The 19239-nt window shown below is 61.4% G+C and carries 16 protein-coding genes; 8 read left to right on the top strand and 8 right to left on the bottom strand.

Going from position 1 to position 19239, the window contains the following annotated elements:
• Positions 1 to 41 precede the first annotated feature (41 nt).
• Positions 42 to 692: a bifunctional tRNA pseudouridine(32) synthase/23S rRNA pseudouridine(746) synthase RluA gene (gene rluA, locus AC2CGI_RS14985; protein ID WP_004932866.1), complete on the top strand. Its 651-nt coding sequence runs from the start codon at positions 42 to 44 to the stop codon at positions 690 to 692.
• Between the two features lie 143 nt (positions 693 to 835).
• On the opposite strand, the gene djlA is transcribed toward rluA, so the two are convergent.
• The gene (gene djlA, locus AC2CGI_RS14980) at positions 836 to 1657 is read right to left on the bottom strand and encodes a co-chaperone DjlA (RefSeq protein WP_015376627.1); all 822 of its coding nucleotides are present in this window, start codon (positions 1655 to 1657) and stop codon (positions 836 to 838) included.
• Between the two features lie 228 nt (positions 1658 to 1885).
• On the opposite strand from djlA, the gene lptD reads away from it, so the two are divergent.
• From lptD to apaH, 6 genes are all read left to right on the top strand, one after another.
• Positions 1886 to 4246: an LPS assembly protein LptD gene (lptD, locus tag AC2CGI_RS14975; protein ID WP_021505352.1), complete on the top strand. Its 2361-nt coding sequence runs from the start codon at positions 1886 to 1888 to the stop codon at positions 4244 to 4246.
• Between the two features lie 65 nt (positions 4247 to 4311).
• Positions 4312 to 5613: a peptidylprolyl isomerase SurA gene (surA, locus tag AC2CGI_RS14970; RefSeq protein WP_004932876.1), complete on the top strand. Its 1302-nt coding sequence runs from the start codon at positions 4312 to 4314 to the stop codon at positions 5611 to 5613.
• Complete coding sequence (pdxA, locus tag AC2CGI_RS14965) at positions 5591 to 6592, top strand: 4-hydroxythreonine-4-phosphate dehydrogenase PdxA (RefSeq protein ID WP_021505353.1); 1002 nt, start codon at positions 5591 to 5593, stop codon at positions 6590 to 6592. Before surA ends, pdxA begins: the two co-directional genes overlap by 23 nt.
• Positions 6585 to 7403, top strand: coding sequence for a 16S rRNA (adenine(1518)-N(6)/adenine(1519)-N(6))-dimethyltransferase RsmA (rsmA, locus tag AC2CGI_RS14960; RefSeq protein WP_004932881.1), 819 nt, complete (start codon positions 6585 to 6587; stop codon positions 7401 to 7403). The genes pdxA and rsmA overlap by 8 nt, the downstream gene beginning before the upstream one ends.
• 12 nt (positions 7404 to 7415) lie before the next feature.
• The gene (gene apaG, locus AC2CGI_RS14955) at positions 7416 to 7793 is read left to right on the top strand and encodes a Co2+/Mg2+ efflux protein ApaG (RefSeq protein WP_015376624.1); all 378 of its coding nucleotides are present in this window, start codon (positions 7416 to 7418) and stop codon (positions 7791 to 7793) included.
• A 2-nt stretch (positions 7794 to 7795) separates the two neighbouring features.
• A complete protein-coding gene (gene apaH, locus AC2CGI_RS14950) occupies positions 7796 to 8647 on the top strand; it encodes a bis(5'-nucleosyl)-tetraphosphatase (symmetrical) ApaH (RefSeq protein ID WP_021505355.1) in 852 nt (283 codons plus the stop codon).
• 48 nt (positions 8648 to 8695) lie between these two features.
• Here apaH and AC2CGI_RS14945 read toward each other — a convergent pair whose 3' ends face one another.
• The 4 genes from AC2CGI_RS14945 to AC2CGI_RS14930 all read right to left on the bottom strand — a co-directional run bounded on the left by AC2CGI_RS14945 (position 8696) and on the right by AC2CGI_RS14930 (position 12653).
• Positions 8696 to 10585: a PhoX family protein gene (locus AC2CGI_RS14945; protein ID WP_076740933.1), complete on the bottom strand. Its 1890-nt coding sequence runs from the start codon at positions 10583 to 10585 to the stop codon at positions 8696 to 8698.
• 180 nt (positions 10586 to 10765) lie between these two features.
• Positions 10766 to 11248 carry a type 3 dihydrofolate reductase gene (gene folA / locus AC2CGI_RS14940; RefSeq protein WP_004932893.1) on the bottom strand — a complete coding sequence of 161 codons (483 nt, stop codon included), beginning with the start codon at positions 11246 to 11248 and terminating at the stop codon, positions 10766 to 10768.
• Positions 11249 to 11391: 143 nt separating this feature from the next.
• Entirely contained in the window at positions 11392 to 11856 is a 465-nt protein-coding gene (locus tag AC2CGI_RS14935; RefSeq protein ID WP_015376621.1) for a threonine/serine exporter, read from the bottom strand.
• Entirely contained in the window at positions 11853 to 12653 is an 801-nt protein-coding gene (locus AC2CGI_RS14930; RefSeq protein ID WP_015376620.1) for a threonine/serine exporter family protein, read from the bottom strand. Before AC2CGI_RS14930 ends, AC2CGI_RS14935 begins: the two co-directional genes overlap by 4 nt.
• Before the next feature lie 128 nt (positions 12654 to 12781).
• On the opposite strand from AC2CGI_RS14930, the gene AC2CGI_RS14925 reads away from it, so the two are divergent.
• Complete coding sequence (locus AC2CGI_RS14925) at positions 12782 to 13396, top strand: LysE family translocator (RefSeq protein WP_015376619.1); 615 nt, start codon at positions 12782 to 12784, stop codon at positions 13394 to 13396.
• Between the two features lie 35 nt (positions 13397 to 13431).
• Here the strand turns inward: AC2CGI_RS14925 and kefC are convergent, their stop codons facing one another.
• The 3 genes from kefC to carB form a co-directional block, all read right to left on the bottom strand.
• Entirely contained in the window at positions 13432 to 15285 is a 1854-nt protein-coding gene (gene kefC / locus AC2CGI_RS14920) for a glutathione-regulated potassium-efflux system protein KefC (protein WP_021505358.1), read from the bottom strand.
• The gene (kefF, locus tag AC2CGI_RS14915) at positions 15278 to 15835 is read right to left on the bottom strand and encodes a glutathione-regulated potassium-efflux system oxidoreductase KefF (RefSeq protein ID WP_004932911.1); all 558 of its coding nucleotides are present in this window, start codon (positions 15833 to 15835) and stop codon (positions 15278 to 15280) included. The genes kefC and kefF overlap by 8 nt, the downstream gene beginning before the upstream one ends.
• Positions 15836 to 16006: 171 nt before the next feature.
• Positions 16007 to 19231: a carbamoyl-phosphate synthase large subunit gene (carB, locus tag AC2CGI_RS14910; RefSeq protein WP_049187986.1), complete on the bottom strand. Its 3225-nt coding sequence runs from the start codon at positions 19229 to 19231 to the stop codon at positions 16007 to 16009.
• Positions 19232 to 19239 lie beyond the last annotated feature (8 nt).

The raw sequence follows: 19239 nt of genomic DNA, 5'->3' as shown, positions 1-19239 counted from the left end.
AGGCCACCGTCTCCCCGGTCGGCCCTTTTCGCGGAGCCAAGATGGAACCCTACAATCCCCCGCAGGACCCGCTGCACATCCTGTATCAGGATGAACACATCATGGTGGTCAACAAGCCCAGCGGCTTGCTGTCGGTGCCCGGCCGCGCGCCGGAAAACAAAGACAGCCTGATGACCCGCATTCAGGCCGATCATCCGGCCGCCGAATCGGTGCACCGGCTGGACATGGCCACCAGCGGGGTGATCGTGGTGGCGCTCAACAAGGCCGCCGAGCGTGAGCTGAAGCGTCAGTTCCGCGAACGCGAGCCGAAGAAATCCTATATCGCCCGCGTTTGGGGGCATATGGAACATGACGAAGGACTGGTGGATTTGCCGCTGATCTGCGATTGGCCGAACCGGCCGCTGCAAAAGGTGTGTTTTGACACCGGCAAAGCGGCGCAAACCGAGTATCTGGTGCTGTCGCGAGACGCCGATGGCAGCACGCGCGTGAAGCTAACGCCGATCACCGGCCGCTCGCATCAGCTGCGGGTGCACATGCTGGCGCTGGGGCACCCGATCCTCGGCGACGGTTTCTACGCCCCGCCGGAGGCTAAGGCGATGGCGCCACGGCTACAGCTGCATGCGCAAGAGCTGCGCATCACCCACCCCGCCTTCCAGACGCCGATGCACTTTCGCGCCGAGCCGGATTTCTGAGCTCATCACCCTGAGATACCCTAAATAATTCGAGTTGCAGGAAGGCGGCAACTAAGCGCAGCCCCGGGAGCGTACAAAAAGTACGCGACCGGGGTAAGCGCGGGCAGCCAACACACCTGCAGCTCGAAGTATGACGGGTATCGTTATTTAAAACCTTTCTCGCGTTTGATCAGGTCGTACGCCGCCTGGATCTCCTGCGCTTTCTGCTTGGCCATTTCCATCATCTGCGGCGGCAAGCCTTTCGCCACCAGCTTATCCGGATGGTGTTCGCTCATCAGCTTGCGGTAGGCGCGTTTGATGGTGGCGGCATCGTCGCTGCTGCGCACGCCGAGCACCTTGCACGCATCGTCGAGCGTCGGGCCGCGCTGAGCCTGCTGATAGCCGCCCTGCGAATACCCGCCCTGCTGACCGCCGCCGAACTGACGCCCGCCCTCCATCATGCTGAGGAACTGATCGAACTGCGCGCGCGAAATGCCCAGCTCTTCGGCGATGACATACAGCACCTGACGTTCGTTCGGGTGCAGCGAGCCGTCGGCAAACGCCGCCTGAATCTGAATTTCCAGAAACATCCGAATCAGATCGAAGCGGCCGAAACAGATGCTGCGAAACTGCTGCAGCGTCTCACGCAGCGGGAACTGGCTCTGTTTGCCCTCGCGGAACGCCTGCTGCGCCGCGGTGCGCGCTTCGCCGTGCAGCTGCAGGCGATCCATAAACAGGCTGGCGATCTGGATATCCGCCTCGGTGACGCGCCCTTTGGATTTGGTCAGGTGGCCCATCACCTGAAAAGTGGTGCGGAAAAACAGCGTTTGCCGCGTTTGCTGGTCGGTGAAAAACCCCCGGCTGCGCTTGTTGCTGCGCGCCGTATCGATCATATGACCGATAATCAGCCCCAGAACTACACCCCAGAATCCCGCGCCAGACCAGATGGCGACGATGACGCCGAGCAGTTTTCCCCAATACTGCATATACTCCTCAATTATCATGCCGAAAGCCGCCCGCTCTCCTTCGCTTCAGGAAAGGGCGCAGGCGATTTTTCCTAGAATTTGGATTATCATACCTGTCATTTATCTTTGCGCCTAACGACGACGCAAGTAAACGGCTGGATTTAGCACTAGCGCAACGCAGATGAGTAATATAGTCTCTGACCGTTTGCCGGACACGACGCCTCTGATGACGGAACACCAAAACCGCGTATGAAAAAAAGTTTCCCAACACTGCTGGCCACGATGATTTGGACGGCACTCTACAGTCAGCATGCGCTGGCTGATCTGGCCGAGCAATGCATGCTTGGCGTTCCCGTTTACGACAAGCCTTTGGTCAGCGGCGATCCGAACAGCCAGCCGGTGACCATCAATGCCGATGACTCGCGCGCCGACTACCCGAAAAGCGCCCTGTTCAGCGGCAACGTGCATATCGAGCAGGGCAACAGCACCCTGACCGCCAAAGAAGTTGAGCTGAATCAGACGCAAAACCCCGGCCAGACGGAACCGGTGCGTACCGTCACCGCCACCGGCGACGTGCACTACAGCGACAATCAGATCAAACTGAAAGGCCCGAAGGCCTGGTCGAACCTGAATACCAAAGATACCGACGTCTATGAAGGCGACTACCAGATGGTCGGCCGTCAGGGGCGCGGCGACGCCGACAAGATGAAAATGCGCGGCGCCAACCGTTACACCATCCTGGAAAACGGCACCTTTACCTCCTGTCTGCCGGGCGACGACAGCTGGAGCGTGGTCGGTTCCGAAGTGATCCACGATCGCGAAGAGCAGGTGGCGGAAATATGGAACGCCCGCTTCCGCATCGGCGGCGTGCCGGTGTTCTACAGCCCGTACCTGCAGCTGCCGGTCGGCGACAAGCGCCGTTCCGGCTTCCTGATCCCGAACGCCAAGTACGGCAGCAACAACGGCTTCGAGTTCATGTTGCCGTACTACTGGAACATCGCGCCGAACTACGACGCCACCATCACCCCGCACTATATGTCCAAGCGCGGCTTGCAGTGGCAGACCGAGTTCCGTTATCTGGTGCAGCCGGGCCTCGGCCTGATGGAGTTCGACTGGTTGCCGGACGACAAGGAATACGGCAAAGATCATGACGACAACAAACGCTGGCTGTTCTACTGGAACCACAACGGCGTTATGGATCAGGTGTGGCGCTTCAACGTCGATTACACCAAGGTCAGCGATTCCAAGTACTTCACCGATCTGGACTCAAAATACGGCTCCACCACCGACGGCTACGCCACGCAGAAATTCAGCCTCGGCTACGCCAACGAGAACTGGAACGCCACGCTGAGCTCCAAGCAGTTCCAGATTTACGACGATACCGATCGCTCACAGTCAGACTCGTATAAAGTCCAGCCGCAGTTGGATCTGAACTACTACAAGAACGACCTCGGTCCGTTCGATTTCCATATCTACGGCCAGGCGGCCAAGTTCACCAGCGTCAACCCATACAGCCCGGACGCCACCCGTCTGCATATGGAGCCGACGCTGAGCCTGCCGCTCACCAACGGCTGGGCCAGCCTGAACACCGAAGCCAAGGTGATGGCAACCCATTACCAGCAGGATATTCCTGACGGTTTCGCCGCCAACTACCAGAGCCGCAAAAACGCTGCCGCGCCGGAGCTCGATGATTCGGTCAACCGCGTACTGCCGCAGTTCAAGGTCGACGGCAAGCTGGTGTTCGAGCGGCCGATGATCTGGGCCGAAGGCGCCACCCAGACGCTGGAGCCGCGCGTGCAGTACCTGTACGTGCCGTACCGTGACCAGAGCAACATCTACACCTACGACACCACGCTGCTGCAGACCGACTACTCCGGCCTGTTCCGCGATCGCACCTACAGCGGCCTGGATCGCATCGCTTCGCAGAACCGCGTGTCTACCGGTTTGACCACCCGCATTTATGATGACGCGCTGGTTGAACGTTTTAACGCTTCCGTGGGTCAAATCTACTACTTCAGCCGTTCGCGCACCGGCGATCGGGTAACCGGGTACGACAACAACGACGATACCGGTAGCGTGGCCTGGGCCGGCGATACCTATTGGAAAATCGACGATCGTTGGGGCCTGCGCGGCGGCCTGCAGTACGACACCCGCCTGAACAGCGTCTCGCTGGGCAACGGCGTGGTGGAATACCGCCAGGACGCCGAGCGCGTGGTGCAGCTGAACTACCGTTACGCCACGCCGGAATATATCCAGACGGCGTTGAACACCAAAACGGTTCCGGCCTTCCAAGACGGCATCTCGCAGGTGGGCATCACCGGCAGCTGGCCGATCGCCGATCGTTGGGCAGTGGTCGGGGCGTACTACTACGACACCCGTGCCAAACAATCCGCCGATCAGCTGGTGGGGCTGAAGTACAACACCTGCTGCTGGGCGGTGACGTTGGGCTATGAGCGCAAGATCACCGACTGGAACAACAGCAACAATACCAGCGTTTACGACAACAGAGTTTCGTTCAACGTCGAACTGCGCGGCCTGAGCAGCGATCATAGTCTCGGCTCCGCAGAAATGCTGCGCTCCGGCATTCTGCCGTATCAGCGCGCATTCTGACGCTTTGCAACACTTTGAAAACGAGAACTTTCACCCGCATTTGCGGATTACATAATGGGAAATGTATGAAGAACTGGAGAACGCTTATTCTCGGATTGGTGGTTTGCGCCAATGCCGCGTTCGCAGCACCCCAAGAAGTGGATAAAGTCGCCGCCGTCGTGGATAACGGCGTGGTACTCGAAAGCGACGTCAACGGACTGTTGCAGTCGGTGAAGCTCAACGCCCAGCAGGCCGGTCAGCAACTGCCGGACGACAAGACGCTGCGCCATCAGATCATCGAACGTCTGATCATGGATAACATCCAGCTGCAGATGGCCAAGAAAATGGGCATCACCGTCTCCGACGCCGAGCTGGACAAAGCGATCGCCAACATCGCCGCGCAGAACCGCATGAACGTCGATCAGCTGCGCAGCCGCCTGTCGTACGAAGGGTTGAACTACAACACCTACCGTTCGCAGATCCGTAAAGAGATGCTGATTTCCGAAGTGCGTAACAACGAAGTGCGCCGCCGCGTCACCATCCTGCCGCAGGAAGTGGACGCGCTGGCCAAACAGGTGGGCGCGCAGAACGGCAGCGACACCGAAATGAACATCAGCCACATCCTGATCCCGCTGCCGGAAAACCCGTCGCAGCAGCAGGTCGACAAAGCCGAAGAGCTGGCCAAACGCCTGGTGGGTGAGATCAACAGCGGCGCCGACTTCGGCAAGCTGGCGATCACTTACTCCGCCGACTCTCAGGCGCTGAAAGGCGGCAACATGGGCTGGGGCAAGCTGCAAGAGATCCCGACCCTGTTCGCTGAACGTCTGGTGAGCGCCAAGAAAGGCGACGTCGTCGGCCCAATCCGTTCCGGCGTCGGCTTCCACATCCTGAAAGTGAACGATATCCGCGGCGCCAGCCAGTCGGTGTCGGTCACCGAAGTGCACGCCCGTCACATCCTGCTGAAGCCTTCGGTGGTGCTGACTGACGATCAGGCGCGCGCCAAGCTGCAATCCGTTGCGGAAGCCATCAAGAGCGGCCGCGCCAAATTCGCCGACGAAGCCAAACAGCTGTCGCAGGATCCGGGTTCCGCCATGCAGGGCGGCGATCTGGGCTGGGCCTCCCCGGACATCTACGATCCGGCCTTCCGCGATGCGTTGCTGAAGCTGAGCAAAGGTGAAATCAGTGCGCCGGTGCACTCTTCCTTCGGTTGGCACCTGATTCAGCTGCTGGATACCCGTCAGGTGGATAAAACCGACGCCGCGCAGAAAGATCGCGCTTACCGCATGCTGTTCAACCGTAAGTTCGCCGAAGAGGCGCAGACCTGGATGCAGGAACAGCGCGCCCAGGCTTACGTGAAGATCCTCGATGGCAGCGATGCGCAGCAATAAACGCGTCGTCATTACCCCCGGCGAACCCGCCGGGGTGGGGCCGGATTTGGTAGCCGCCCTGGCGCAACAGGATTGGCCTGTTGAGCTGGTGGTGTGCGCCGATCCGGCCCTGCTGCTTGAACGAGCCAGGCGTTTGGGCCTGCCGCTGACGCTGCGCGACTACCAACCGCAGCAACCGGCCGAGGCGCAACGCGCCGGCACGCTGACCGTGCTGCCGGTGTCGCTCGCTCAGCCGGTCACCGCCGGTGAACTGAACGTCGGCAACAGCGCCTACGTGGTGGAAACCCTGGCGCGCGCCTGCGACGGCTGCCTGAACGGCGAATTTGCCGCGCTGATCACCGGCCCGGTGAACAAAGGCGTGATTAACGACGCCGGCGTGCCGTTTATCGGCCATACCGAATTCTTTGCCGATCGCAGCCGCTGCGATCGCGTGGTGATGATGCTCGCGACCGAAGAGCTGCGCGTGGCGCTGGCGACCACCCACCTGCCGCTGCTGGCGGTGCCGGGCGCCATCACGCAGCAGAGCCTGTTCGAAGTCATTCGCATTCTCGACCACGATCTGAAAACCAAATTTGGCATCGCTCAGCCGCACATTTACGTCTGCGGTCTGAATCCCCACGCCGGGGAAGGCGGCCATATGGGGCGCGAAGAGATAGACACCATCATCCCGGCGCTCGACGCGCTGCGCGCTGACGGTATCCATCTGATCGGCCCGCTGCCGGCGGACACCCTGTTCCAGCCCAAATATCTGCAAGATGCCGATGCGGTGCTGGCGATGTATCACGATCAGGGGCTGCCGGTGCTAAAATACCAAGGGTTCGGCCGCGCGGTGAATATCACCCTCGGTTTGCCTTTCATACGCACCTCGGTCGACCACGGTACCGCTCTGGAACTGGCCGGCACCGGCACCGCCGATGTCGGCAGTTTCCAAACGGCCCTGAATCTCGCCATTAAAATGATAATTAATTGTAATGAATAACAGAGTCCACCAAGGGCACTTTGCCCGCAAACGCTTTGGACAAAACTTTTTAACCGATCAGTTTGTCATCGATAGCATTGTCTCCGCCATTCACCCGCAGCCGGGCGAAGCGGTGGTCGAGATCGGCCCCGGCCTCGGCGCCTTGACCGAGCCGGTTGGCGCGCGCATGGACCGCATGACGGTGATCGAACTGGACCGCGATCTAGCCACCCGGTTGGAGAACCATCCGCGGCTGAAAGACAAGCTGACCATCCGCCAGCAGGACGCCATGACGGTGAATTTCGCCGAACTGGCCGAGGAAGCTGGCCAACCGCTGCGCGTATTTGGTAACCTGCCGTACAATATTTCGACGCCGCTGATGTTCCACCTTTTCAGCTATACTCAGGCAATCCGCGACATGCACTTTATGTTGCAAAAAGAGGTGGTCAACCGTCTGGTGGCCGGCCCGAACAGCAAGGCCTACGGGCGTTTGACCGTGATGGCGCAGTACTACTGCAACGTCATTCCGGTGCTGGAAGTGCCGCCGACCGCGTTCGCGCCGCCGCCGAAGGTCGATTCCGCCGTGGTGCGCCTGGTCCCGCACACCGAGCTGCCGAACCCGGTGGGCGACGTGCGCATGCTGAGCCGCATCACCACGCAGGCGTTCAACCAGCGGCGGAAAACCATCCGCAACAGCCTGGGCGACCTGTTCACGCCGGAGCAGCTGACGGAGCTGGGCGTCGATCCTTCGCTCAGAGCAGAAAATATTTCTGTGGCGCAGTACTGCAAGCTGGCGAACTGGCTGTCAGCCAATCCGGCGCCGCAGCAATAAGGAGTTGTTGTCATGATTGATTCGCCCCGCGTGTGTATTCAGGTTCAGAGCATCTATGTGGAATCACAGTCGATCCCTGAAGAAGAGCGTTACGTCTTCGCCTATACCATCACCATCCGCAATCTGGGGCGGACCAACGTGCAACTGCTGGGCCGTTACTGGCTGATCACCAACAGTAACGGCCGCCAAACCGAAGTCCAGGGCGAAGGCGTGATCGGCGAACAGCCCGTCATTCCGCCCGGTGGAGAGTTTCAGTACACCAGCGGCGCCATTCTGGAAACGCCGCTGGGCACCATGGAAGGCCATTACGAAATGGTTGACCATCAGGGTCAGCCGTTCCGCACCGCTATTCCCGTTTTTCGCTTAGCCATTCCAACGCTGATCCATTAATTATGTCGACATACCTTATCGGCGACGTTCACGGCTGTTTCGATGAACTGAAGTCGCTGCTGGCTCAGGTTGCGTTCGATCCCGAGCGCGATCAACTGTGGCTGACCGGCGATCTGGTGGCGCGCGGCCCCGCCTCGCTGGACGTGCTGCGCTACGTGCGCTCGCTCGGTCCGGCGGTGCGCATGGTGCTGGGCAACCACGATCTGCACCTGCTGGCGGTCTACGCCGGCATCAGCCGCAACAAACCCAAAGATCGCATCACCCCGCTGCTGGAAGCGCCGGACGCCGACGAGCTGATCAACTGGCTGCGCCGCCAACCGGTGCTGCAGGTGGATGATGAGCAAAAGCTGGTGATGGCGCACGCCGGCATCACCCCACAGTGGGATATCGACACCGCGAAAATGTGCGCGCGCGAAGTGGAAGCGGTATTGAGCAGCGACAGCTATCCGCTGTTCCTCGATGCCATGTACGGCGACATGCCGAACAACTGGGCGCCGGAGCTGAGCGGCCTGGCGCGCCTGCGTTTCAGCACCAATGCGTTCACGCGCATGCGCTACTGCTTCCCCAACGGCCAGCTCGACATGATCTGCAAAGATGCGCCGGGCAGCGCGCCGGCGCCGCTGAAGCCGTGGTTCGAGCTGCCGCGCCTGGTGGACCCGGAATACACCATCATCTTCGGCCACTGGGCCTCGCTGGAAGGCAAGGGCACGCCGGAGGGCGTGATCGGGCTGGATACCGGCTGCTGCTGGGGCGGCGATCTGACGATGCTGCGCTGGGAAGACCGCCGTTACTTCACGCAACCCGCCAATCGCGGCGAAGCGCCTGACCACGCCGGCAGATTAGCCGCATCCTGAAAATACAAAGGCGGCCCCGTGGCCGCCTTTGTTTTCTATATTATCGCCTTACGCCCCAATCACCCCGCCATCTTCACGCGTGATCATCAATACCGATGAGCGCGGGCGCGGGCTGTTGTTCGGGAAGTGCGAATCGCCCTCTTCTCCCGGATGCTGCACGTTGACGAACATCGTCTTGTAGTCCGGGGTGAAAGTGATGCCGGTCAGTTCGCAGGACTTCGGCCCCACCATGAAACGGCGGATCTCGCCGCTGACCGGATCGCCCACCAGCATCTGGTTGTTGCCCTGCCCGACGTAGTCGCCCTTGTTGCTGTATTTGCCATCGGTGAGGATCCACAGACGACCGGCGCGATCGAAGCCCAGCCCGTCCGGGCTGTTGAAGGTGTTTTCCGCCGTGATGTTCGGCGTGCCGCGGTTGACGCCTTCGGGGTGGGCGATCGGGTTGCCGCACAGCGCATAGATGTCCCAGGCGAAGACGTCGGCGGTGGCGTCGCCGCCCTCGTCCCAGCGAATGATTTGGCCGTAGATATTGTTCGGTCGCGGGTTGGCGGCGTTCAACGGCATCCCTTCCTCGCCGCGCTTGCTGTTGTTGGTCAGCGTGCAGTACGCGCGGCCGTCATGCGGGTTCACCGCGATCCACTCCGGGCGATCCATTTTGGTGGCGCCGACCTGCTGCGCCGCCTTGCGGGCGAAGATCAGCACTTCGGCCTCGTCGCGGAAGCCGTTCTCCGGCGTCAGGCCGTTCTTGCCGAACTCGAGCGCAATCCAGCGCCCTTTGCCCTTCAGCGGCGTGCCGGCCTCATCGCTGTCGAACTGCGCCACGTACAGCGTCCCCTCGTCCAGCAGCGTGCGATTGTTGGCCGGATTGGCGGCGTCGACCACGCCTTTGGAGACGTACTTATAGATATGTTCGCCGCGCTCGTCGTCGCCCATGTACACCACCAGGCGGCCGTCTTTGGCCACGGTCACCGCCGCGTTTTCATGTTTGAAGCGGCCGAGCGCGGTGTGCTTGATGGGCGTCGAGGCCGGATTCAACGGATCGATCTCGACGATCCAGCCGTGGCGGTTGAATTCGTTAGGGTTCTTCGCCACATCGAAGCGCTCATCATAGTCCGGCCAGTTGCGCTCCGGTTCGCTGGCCTTCAGCGTGTAGCGCTTCTGTTCCGGCGTGGTGCGATAATCGGCCTGACGGGTGCCGAAATAGGTATCGAAGTTTTCCTCGCAGGTCAGATAGGTGCCCCACGGCGTCTTGCCGTTGGCGCAGTTGCCGAAGGTGCCCAACACCTTGCGGCCGCTCGGATCGGCGGCGGTCTGCAGCAGCGAGTGCCCGGCGGCCGGGCCGCTGAACTGCATTTCGCTGTTGGCGGTGATGCGGCGGTTATAGCGCGACGGGCGCTCCACCTCCCAGCGCTGGCCGTCGCCAACCCGCTTGACCGCCACAATGGAGACGCCGTGCGCCGCCTGTGACTTGCGCACCTCTTCCAGGCTGGTGGCTTTGGCGCCGCCGTGGGCGAACAGATACTGTTCGTTGACGTATTCGTTATTGATGGCCATCACGCCGTGATTGTCATCGATAGGGAAGAAGCTCATGCCGTCATTGTTGTCGCCAAACTGTTTTTCCTGATCGGCGGCGCTGTTGTTGCCCTGCGGATCGAAGGCCGGCGCGCCGTCCACCAGCGGCTCGCCCCAGGAGATCAGCACCTCCGCGCGGTAGCCCGGCGCGATGGTCACCTCGTCGGCGGTAGATGCGGCGATGCCCTGAAAGCCCAGCAGCCTGTTCGGCGGCAGATCCTCGGCCAACGCCTCGGCGGAGACCGACCAGATGCCACCGCCGAGAAAGCCGGCCAGGCCGACGGCGCCGGCGCTGCCGAGCAACAGCTTGCGGCGAGAGGGATCGATCAGGCGGTCGGCGTCTAATTGCTCAATTTGCTTGGTCATAACGTGGTTACCTTTTTAGTTATGGCGCCGCGGTCAAGATTCACCAGAGTTGCCGTGGCGCTCGGAGTTGGGCTTCATACTAATCAGGTAATGTGACGGAAAGGTTACGAATGACCGGCGTAAAAAGGCCGGGGGCGCAATTGCTTGCGCCCCCGGGGATAACTGGCTAACGGGCTGAGATCAGCGGCGCTGCAGGATTTCGAAACAGTAGCTGTGCGAGTTCAGATTGTCGGCGTCGTGGAATTCGCTGAACGTGGTTTCCCACTCGTCCGGCTCGTAATCCGGGAAGTGGGTATCGCCGCCGACTTCGGCGTCGATGTGCGTCAGGTACAGACGGTCGGCGCGCGGCAGCAACTGGGTATAGATGCGCCCACCGCCGATCACCATCACTTCTTCCACCTCGCCCGCGGCGGCCAGCGCCTCATCCAGCGAGGTTACCCAGGTCACCCCGGCTTCGCTGCCCGGGCGGCTGCTCAAAACGATATTGTGGCGGCCCGGCAGCGGGCGGCCGATGGACTCGAAGGTCTTGCGGCCCATAATAACCGGCTTATTCAACGTGTTGCGTTTAAACCACGCAAGGTCCGCCGGCAGGTGCCACGGCATGGCGTTTTCCATGCCAATAACGCGATCCGCCGCCAAGGCAGCGATCAGGCTGATAATCATTGTTTAACCCTGTGTAGGCAGCAAAATTGGTGACACTATACGTAAAGGCCTGAGTGCCGTCGATAGGCTAATCAAGCAAGATGAATATATAAGATAGCTCTTATCAGCATATCTAATAACCAACGTTCTTCCGCCGGGAAATTTCACACGCCGGGGCGTTTGCGGTACAGCCACAGGCCCGGTAACGACAGGCCGATCGACAAGGCACCGACGATAAAACTGGCCTTGAGGAAGTTAGTGATCATGGTCTCCATCAAGGCCTCGCTGTAGCCCAGATGCGAGATCTCCACCACAGTTATCATCGCGGTATAGGCGGAAATGCCGGGGAACATCGGGATCACCGCCGCCACGGTGAACACCTTCGGATGCGCCAGCAGCCAGCGCGACCAGTAAATGCCGATGATGCCGATCAGGATCGCCGCCAGCAGCGAGGCCCACTCGATGTTCATGCCGGCATGCATCATCAGCATGCGCGAACCGCGCCCGATAGCCCCGAGCAATGCGCAATAGCGCAGCGCACGCAGCGGCACGTTAAACACCATGGCGAAGCCCAGCGCCGGCACCGCCGCCAACAGCATCTCCTGCAACAAGGCCCACAACAGATTCATGACCACCCCCGCAGATCCCACAGCGACATCGCCATCACTACCCCGATACAGGTCGCCAGCGTCAGCAGGCTGGCCATCGCCCAGCGCGCCAGCCCGGTATTCACATGCCCCTTGAACATGTCGGCCACCGCGTTGATCAGCGGGAAGCCCGGCACCAGCAGCAGCACGCTGGCGGCCATCGCCACGCTCGAGGTGTCTTTAAACGCCGGCAGGCGCAGCAGCAGTCCGGAGATCGACGTCGCGACAAATGCCGTCAGGCAGAAATTGATCAGCGGATTCATCTGGCGGGCGGTGAGGATTTGGCGCACCAACATCGCCGTGCCGCTGGCGATAAAGGTCACCAGGAAGGCGTCGCCGCCACCGCCGTTGAGCATGCTGAAGCACCCGCAGGACAGCCCCACCATCAATACCACCAGCCAGCGCGGGTAGCGCAGCGGCCGGATCCTTTCAAAGCGGCGCGCCACGTCGTGCGCATCCGCCAGGCGATGCTCGGCGAGGATCACGATATGCTGCACTTCGGTCACCACCTGCATATTGATGCCGCGATCGACGTTCTTACGGGTGGTGGTCAGACAGGCACCATGGCTAAGAGTGGTCAATACCACCGCATTGGCGGAGATCGAGCTTTCCACGCTGTCCATGCCCAGCGCCAGTCCCAGGCGAGTTGATAACTGTTCCACCACCGTGCTCTCGGCGCCGTGCTGCAACAGCAGCAACGCGCATTGAATGCACAGTCGGGTGATTTCACGCTGTTGCCGGTGCGGTTCCGGCCTGTCTGTGGCGGTAGTCTGCTGCATGGTGCTCCGTCGCGGGCGGTAGATGAATTATTATCATAGAGCCTAACAATACCTCATTGGGTTGATGCGCATCAGGGGAAGCGGCGTTATTATCGCCAGATTGCTGCCTTTTGCGCGAGACGTCTCCCATGCTTGAAACTTCGTTGTTCGTCGCCGGCATTGCCGCCCTCGGCATGCTCTCCCCCGGCCCGGATTTTTTCCTGGTGATCAAAAACGCCGCCCGCTACCCGCGGCTGGCCGCCATGATGACCGCCTTCGGCGTGATCTGCGGCGTCGCCACCCACATGTCCTACTGCGTCGCCGGGCTGGCGGTGGTGATCACCACCACGCCGTGGCTGTTCAACCTGCTGAAATACGCCGGGGCGGTCTATCTGGTGTGGATCGGCATCCAGGCGCTGCTGTCGCGCGGCGGCGGCAAAATGAACGTCAGCAATCTGCCGCAGCAGCAGGTCAGCCTGAAGAGCGCCTTTGCGCAAGGCTACCTGTGCAACCTGCTGAATCCGAAAGCCACCCTGTTCTTCCTGGCGGTCTTCACCCAGGTGCTGCAGATCGATTCCGGTCTGGGTGACAAGCTGTGGTACGCGGGGATTATTCTCGGCCTGTCGGTCATCTGGTGGCCGCTGCTGGTATTTTTGATCCAGAGCGGGCCGGTGCGCCGCGGGCTGGAAAAGACGCAGAAGATCGTCGACAAATTGCTGGGCGGCATGTTGATCGCCTTAGGCATCAAGGTCGCGCTGAGCTAAGCAAAAAAAGGGGCGCCATCACGGCGCCCCTCCCCTTATCCTTTGGCTTCCACCACTTCATCCTCCGGCGCCTTGCCGTCGATACTGCCGCGCCAGCCGGTCTGCTGCACCCGCGCCAGCCGATTCTGATCCTGCTCGATGGCCGCGCTGAGCATCTCCTTGGCCCGCTGCAGGCTGGCGATACGGAATTCAGTATCCTGGTAATTATCCAGCGTATCTTCCAGCATCTTCAGGTTATAGCGACGGAACGTGTCCGCTTTCTCGCGCGCCTCATAGGCGTCCAGCCCCAGCAACTCCAGCGTTTCACGGCCGACGCGCAGCGAGCTTTCGAAGGTTTCGCGCTCCGGTTTTTCCACCCCCAGCTGCCGCAGCTGATACCAGTGATCGACGTCGCGCGCCCGCGCCACCACCTTAAGATGCGGGAAGTGCTGCCTGGCCAGCTCGGTTAACGCCAGGCTGTCTTCCACGTCGTCGATGGCGTTGATCAGCACCTTGGCGTGAGCGGCGCCGGCGGCCTCCAGCAGATCGGCGCGCGTGGCGTCGCCGTAGAACACCTTGGTGTCGAATTTACGCAGCGTTTCGATATGGTCCGGATCGTGATCCAGTACCACGGTGTGCACGCCGTTGGCCAATAACAAACGACCGGCGATCTGGCCGAAACGGCCGAAGCCGGCGATGATCACGCTGGCATTCTCGTCATCAATGACGTCGGCCGGGCGATCCTCTTTCGGCGCATTTTTCTCCAGCTGCGCGGCGATCACCAACAGCAGCGGGGTGGCCGCCATCGACAGCGCCACCGCCAGCGTCAGCGACTTGGCCCATTCAACCGGCAAGACGCCGGCCAGCTGTGCGGCGCTGAAAATCACGAAGGCGAACTCACTGCCCTGCCCCAGCAGAATGGCGAACAGGCCGCGCTGGCGCTTCGGCACGCCGAGCAGCGGCCCAATCAGCCACAGCAACGCCGCCTTGATCAGCATAAAGCCCAGCAGCAGCGAGGCGATCAGCAACGGATGATGGAACAGCGTGCCGAAGTCGATCGACATGCCGACGCCGATGAAGAACAGCCCCAGCAGCAATCCCTTGAACGGCTGAATATCGCTCTCCAGCGCGTGGCGGTATTCCGAGCTCGCCAACAGCACCCCGGCGAGGAACGCCCCCATCGCCATCGACAGTCCGGCCATCTCCAGCAGGATGCCGAAGCCGAACACCAGGAACAATGCCACGGCGCTGAACACTTCGCGCATGCCCGAACGGGCGACGAAGTGCAGCAGCGGGCGGGTGACGTAGCGGCCGAGCAACACCACCATCGTCAACGCGCCCACCACCTTGGCCGCCGACAGCATGAAAGCGCCCAGCGTGGTGGTGGCGCCGCTGCTGGCCAGCAGCGGGATCATCGCCACCAGCGGGATCGCCGCGATATCCTGGAACAGCAGCACCGCAAACGCGCTGCGGCCGATCGGCGACGGCGTCAGATTGCGTTCGCTCATCGCCTGCATGGCAATGGCGGTGGATGAGAGCGCCAGCGTCAGGCCAATCAACAACGCCACCTTCCAGTTAAGGCCAAGGAAGTAACAGAAGGCGCTCAGCGCCAGGCCGCAGCCCACCATCTGAATGCTGCCGCCGCCGAACACCGAGGCACGCAGCGTCCACAGCCGTTTAGGATCCAGCTCCAGGCCGATGATAAACAGCATCAGCACCACGCCGATCTCGGCAAAGGTCAGGATCGATTCGGCGTCCGACACCAGCTTCAGCCCCCAGGGGCCAATGATGCAGCCGGCGATCAGGTAACCGAGCACCGAGCCCAGTCCCAGGCGCACCGCGATCGGCACAAACAGCGCCGCGGAGCCGAGGTAGATCAGCCCTTCGATCATCATGTGGTGATTATCCATGGCTGGCCTCCCGGGTTTCCGCTTCGGCATGTTCCATCAGGTAGTCGACCAGCCGCTGGCGGTAGGCTTCGCCGGCGGCAAGCAGCGCTGGCTCGTTGCAGGTAAAGGTATTGTGCACGGCGAAATAAGGCAGCCAGGTCATGCCGCAATAGATCGCCGTGGCCTGCAGCGGCTGCGCCAGCGCGGCGAAGTTGGGGAAGTCGCCCAGCTCGAAGTGGTGCTCGTCGCCGCCGCTGGTCACCGCCCACAGGCAGTCTTTACCCACCAGCGCATTGCCGTCGTGGCCGTAGGCCCAGCCGTGCTCCAGCACTTTGTCGATCCACAGCTTCAACAACGGCGGGAAGCTGTACCACTGCATCGGATGTTGCAGCACCACCAGGTCGGCGCGCTCCACCGCCCGCTGCTCGGCGTTGATGTCGATATTGAAATCGGGGTACAGCTCATACAGCGAGCGCACCTCCACCTCGGGGAGATCCTTCACCGCCTGCAGCAGGCGGTGATTGGCATGCGAATGCCGAGGATACGGGTGAGCATAAATTATCAGAATCATTGTTATCGTCGTTCCTTCGTTCCTTGCCAATACACCAAGCATATACCAATCACACAGAGTGACAGTTTGCCCACTGATTGATAGCGGAAATTTTTAACGCCAGCCGACAAATTCGCTGAATAAAAAAGGGCGCTGCATCTGCAGCGCCCCTTACGTTGCGTTATCGCGCTGTTACTTGCCGATGCGCGCGTGCATTTCCTGCACCGACGTCACCTGCTCGGTCGGATCCGCTTTCAGCGCCATCGCGGTGGCGAAGCCGCCGTTCAGCGTGGTGTCGTAGTGCACCTTGTACTGCAGTGCGCTGCGGCGAATCAGCTTGGAGTCCTCAATCGCCTGACGGCCTGCCGTGGTGTTGACGATGTAGGTGTACTCGCCGTTCTTGATACGGTCCTGAATGTGCGGACGCCCTTCGTGCACCTTGTTGACCAGGCGCGGGTTGATGCCCGCTTCGCCCAGCACCACCGCGGTGCCGTGGGTGGCGTCCAGCTCGAAGCCCTGCTTCAGCAGGCTGGCGGCCAAATCGACCACGCGGGCTTTATCGCCTTCACGCACCGACAGCAGCGCGCGGCCCTGCTTCTTCATGCCCGAGTTACTGCCCAGCATCGCTTTGGAGAAGGCTTCCGCGAAGGTGCGGCCCACGCCCATCACTTCCCCGGTAGAGCGCATTTCCGGCCCCAGAATCGGGTCGACGCCCGGGAATTTGTTGAACGGCAGCACCACTTCTTTCACCGAATAGTACGGCGGGATGATCTCTTCGGTCACACCCTGCTCGACCAGCGTTTTGCCCGCCATCACGCGCGCGGCCACTTTGGCCAGCGGCACGCCGGTGGCTTTGGAGACGAACGGCACGGTGCGCGCGGCGCGCGGGTTGACTTCAATCAGGTAGACTTCGTTGTCTTTCACCGCGAACTGCACGTTCATCAGGCCGCGCACCTGCAGCTCGAACGCCAGTTTTTCCACCTGACGACGCATCACGTCCTGAATTTCCTGGCTCAGGGTGTACGCCGGCAGCGAACACGCGGAGTCGCCGGAGTGCACGCCCGCCTGCTCGATGTGCTCCATGATGCCGCCAATCAGCACGCGTTCGCCGTCGCAGATGGCATCGACGTCCACTTCCACCGCGTCGTCCAGGAAGCGATCCAGCAGCACCGGCGCATCGTTGGATACGCTGACCGCAGTCTGGAAGTAGCGGCGCAGGTCGGTTTCGTCGTAAACGATTTCCATCGCCCGGCCGCCCAGCACGTAGGAAGGACGCACCACCAGCGGATAGCCGATGGCCGCCGCCTTCTCCACCGCCTGTTCGATGGCGGTGACGGTGGCGTTGGCCGGTTGCTTCAGACCCAGACGGTTGACCGCCTGCTGGAAGCGCTCGCGGTCTTCGGCGCGGTCGATGGCGTCCGGACTGGTGCCGATAACCGGCACGCCTGCGGCTTCCAGCTCGCGCGCCAGCTTCAGCGGAGTCTGGCCGCCATACTGCACGATCACGCCCTTCGGCTTCTCGATGCGCACGATTTCCAGCACGTCTTCCAGCGTTACCGGCTCAAAGTACAGGCGGTCTGAGGTGTCGTAGTCGGTGGAGACGGTTTCCGGGTTACAGTTGACCATGATGGTCTCGTAGCCGTCTTCGCGCAGCGCCAGCGAGGCGTGCACGCAGCAGTAGTCGAACTCGATGCCCTGGCCGATACGGTTCGGCCCGCCGCCCAGCACCATCACTTTCGGCCGGTCGTTGGTCGGGTTGGATTCGCACTCTTCTTCATAGGTGGAGTACATGTAGGCGGTGTCGGTGGCGAATTCCGCCGCGCAGGTATCCACGCGCTTGTAGACCGGATGCAGGCCGTAGCTGTGGCGCAGCTTGCGAATTTCGCTCTCGGCGACGCCGGCCAGCTTGGCCAGACGCGCATCGGCGAAGCCTTTGCGCTTCAGGGTGCGCAGGAACTCTTGGTTCAGGCCGTTGATGCCCGCGTCGGCCACCTGCTCTTCCAGGCGCACCAGCTCTTCAATCTGCACCAGGAACCAGCGGTCGACGTTGGTCAGGTTGAACACGCCGTCTACCGACAAACCGGCGCGGAAGGCGTCGGCGATGTACCAGATGCGGTCGGAACCGGCGTCTTTCAGCTCGCGGCGGATTTTGGTCAGCGCTTCCGGATCGTCCAGGCTCACTTTCGGGTCGAAACCGGTGGCGCCCACTTCCAGGCCGCGCAGCGCTTTCTGCAGCGACTCCTGCTGGGTGCGGCCGATGGCCATCACTTCACCGACCGACTTCATCTGGGTGGTCAGGCGATCGTTGGCGCCGGCGAACTTCTCGAAGTTGAAGCGCGGGATCTTGGTCACGACGTAGTCGATGGACGGTTCGAACGACGCCGGGGTGCGGCCGCCGGTGATGTCGTTCATCAGCTCATCGAGGGTGTAGCCCACCGCCAGCTTGGCGGCGATCTTGGCGATCGGGAAGCCGGTGGCTTTCGACGCCAGCGCCGAAGAGCGCGATACGCGCGGGTTCATTTCGATGACGATCAGGCGGCCGGTTTTCGGGTTGACCGAGAACTGCACGTTGGAGCCGCCGGTTTCGACGCCGATCTCACGCAGCACCGCCATCGAGGCGTTGCGCATGATTTGGTATTCCTTGTCGGTCAGGGTCTGGGCCGGCGCGACGGTGATCGAGTCACCGGTGTGGATGCCCATGGCGTCGAAGTTTTCGATGGAGCAGACGATGATGCAGTTGTCGTTCTTATCACGCACCACTTCCATCTCGTACTCTTTCCAACCGATCAGCGATTCATCGATCAGCAGCTCGTTGGTCGGCGACAGGTCCAGGCCGCGTTCGCAGATCTCTTCGAACTCTTCGCGGTTGTAGGCGATGCCGCCGCCGGTGCCGCCCATGGTAAAGGAAGGGCGGATGATGCACGGGAAGCCGACGTCAGCGGCCACCGCCAGCGCTTCTTCCATGGTGTGCGCGATGCCGGAACGCGCGGTATCCAGACCGATTTTCTTCATCGCCACATCGAAACGGCGACGATCTTCGGCCTTGTCAATCGCATCGGCGGTGGCGCCGATCATGGTAACGCCGAACTCGGCCAGCACGCCCTGACGCTCCAGTTCCAGCGCGCAGTTCAGCGCCGTCTGGCCGCCCATGGTCGGCAGCACCGCATCCGGGCGCTCTTTTTCGATGATCTTGCGCACCACTTCCCAGTGGATCGGCTCGATGTAGGTCGCATCGGCCATTTCCGGGTCGGTCATGATGGTCGCCGGGTTGGAGTTGACCAGAATGACGCGGTAACCCTCTTCGCGCAGCGCTTTACACGCCTGGGCACCCGAGTAGTCGAACTCACACGCCTGGCCGATAACGATCGGGCCAGCGCCGAGGATCAGGATGCTTTTTATGTCTGTACGTTTTGGCATTTTTTACT

Source organism: Serratia sp. LSHTC3 (assembly GCF_057197125.1).
Note: the sequence above shows the minus strand (reverse complement) of the source record. Positions and strands in the feature narration are given on the sequence as shown.

Excerpts from the sequence above, each read along its gene's own strand:
- rluA (WP_004932866.1), top strand. The coding sequence starts at position 42 with ATGGAACCCTACAATCCCCCGCAGGACCCGCTGCACATCCTGTATCAG.
- djlA (WP_015376627.1), bottom strand. The coding sequence starts at position 1,657 with ATGCAGTATTGGGGAAAACTGCTCGGCGTCATCGTCGCCATCTGGTCT.
- lptD (WP_021505352.1), top strand. The coding sequence starts at position 1,886 with ATGAAAAAAAGTTTCCCAACACTGCTGGCCACGATGATTTGGACGGCA.
- surA (WP_004932876.1), top strand. The coding sequence starts at position 4,312 with ATGAAGAACTGGAGAACGCTTATTCTCGGATTGGTGGTTTGCGCCAAT.
- pdxA (WP_021505353.1), top strand. The coding sequence starts at position 5,591 with ATGGCAGCGATGCGCAGCAATAAACGCGTCGTCATTACCCCCGGCGAA.
- rsmA (WP_004932881.1), top strand. The coding sequence starts at position 6,585 with ATGAATAACAGAGTCCACCAAGGGCACTTTGCCCGCAAACGCTTTGGA.
- apaG (WP_015376624.1), top strand. The coding sequence starts at position 7,416 with ATGATTGATTCGCCCCGCGTGTGTATTCAGGTTCAGAGCATCTATGTG.
- apaH (WP_021505355.1), top strand. The coding sequence starts at position 7,796 with ATGTCGACATACCTTATCGGCGACGTTCACGGCTGTTTCGATGAACTG.
- AC2CGI_RS14945 (WP_076740933.1), bottom strand. The coding sequence starts at position 10,585 with ATGACCAAGCAAATTGAGCAATTAGACGCCGACCGCCTGATCGATCCC.
- folA (WP_004932893.1), bottom strand. The coding sequence starts at position 11,248 with ATGATTATCAGCCTGATCGCTGCCTTGGCGGCGGATCGCGTTATTGGC.
- AC2CGI_RS14935 (WP_015376621.1), bottom strand. The coding sequence starts at position 11,856 with ATGAATCTGTTGTGGGCCTTGTTGCAGGAGATGCTGTTGGCGGCGGTG.
- AC2CGI_RS14930 (WP_015376620.1), bottom strand. The coding sequence starts at position 12,653 with ATGCAGCAGACTACCGCCACAGACAGGCCGGAACCGCACCGGCAACAG.
- AC2CGI_RS14925 (WP_015376619.1), top strand. The coding sequence starts at position 12,782 with ATGCTTGAAACTTCGTTGTTCGTCGCCGGCATTGCCGCCCTCGGCATG.
- kefC (WP_021505358.1), bottom strand. The coding sequence starts at position 15,285 with ATGGATAATCACCACATGATGATCGAAGGGCTGATCTACCTCGGCTCC.
- kefF (WP_004932911.1), bottom strand. The coding sequence starts at position 15,835 with ATGATTCTGATAATTTATGCTCACCCGTATCCTCGGCATTCGCATGCC.
- carB (WP_049187986.1), bottom strand. The coding sequence starts at position 19,231 with ATGCCAAAACGTACAGACATAAAAAGCATCCTGATCCTCGGCGCTGGC.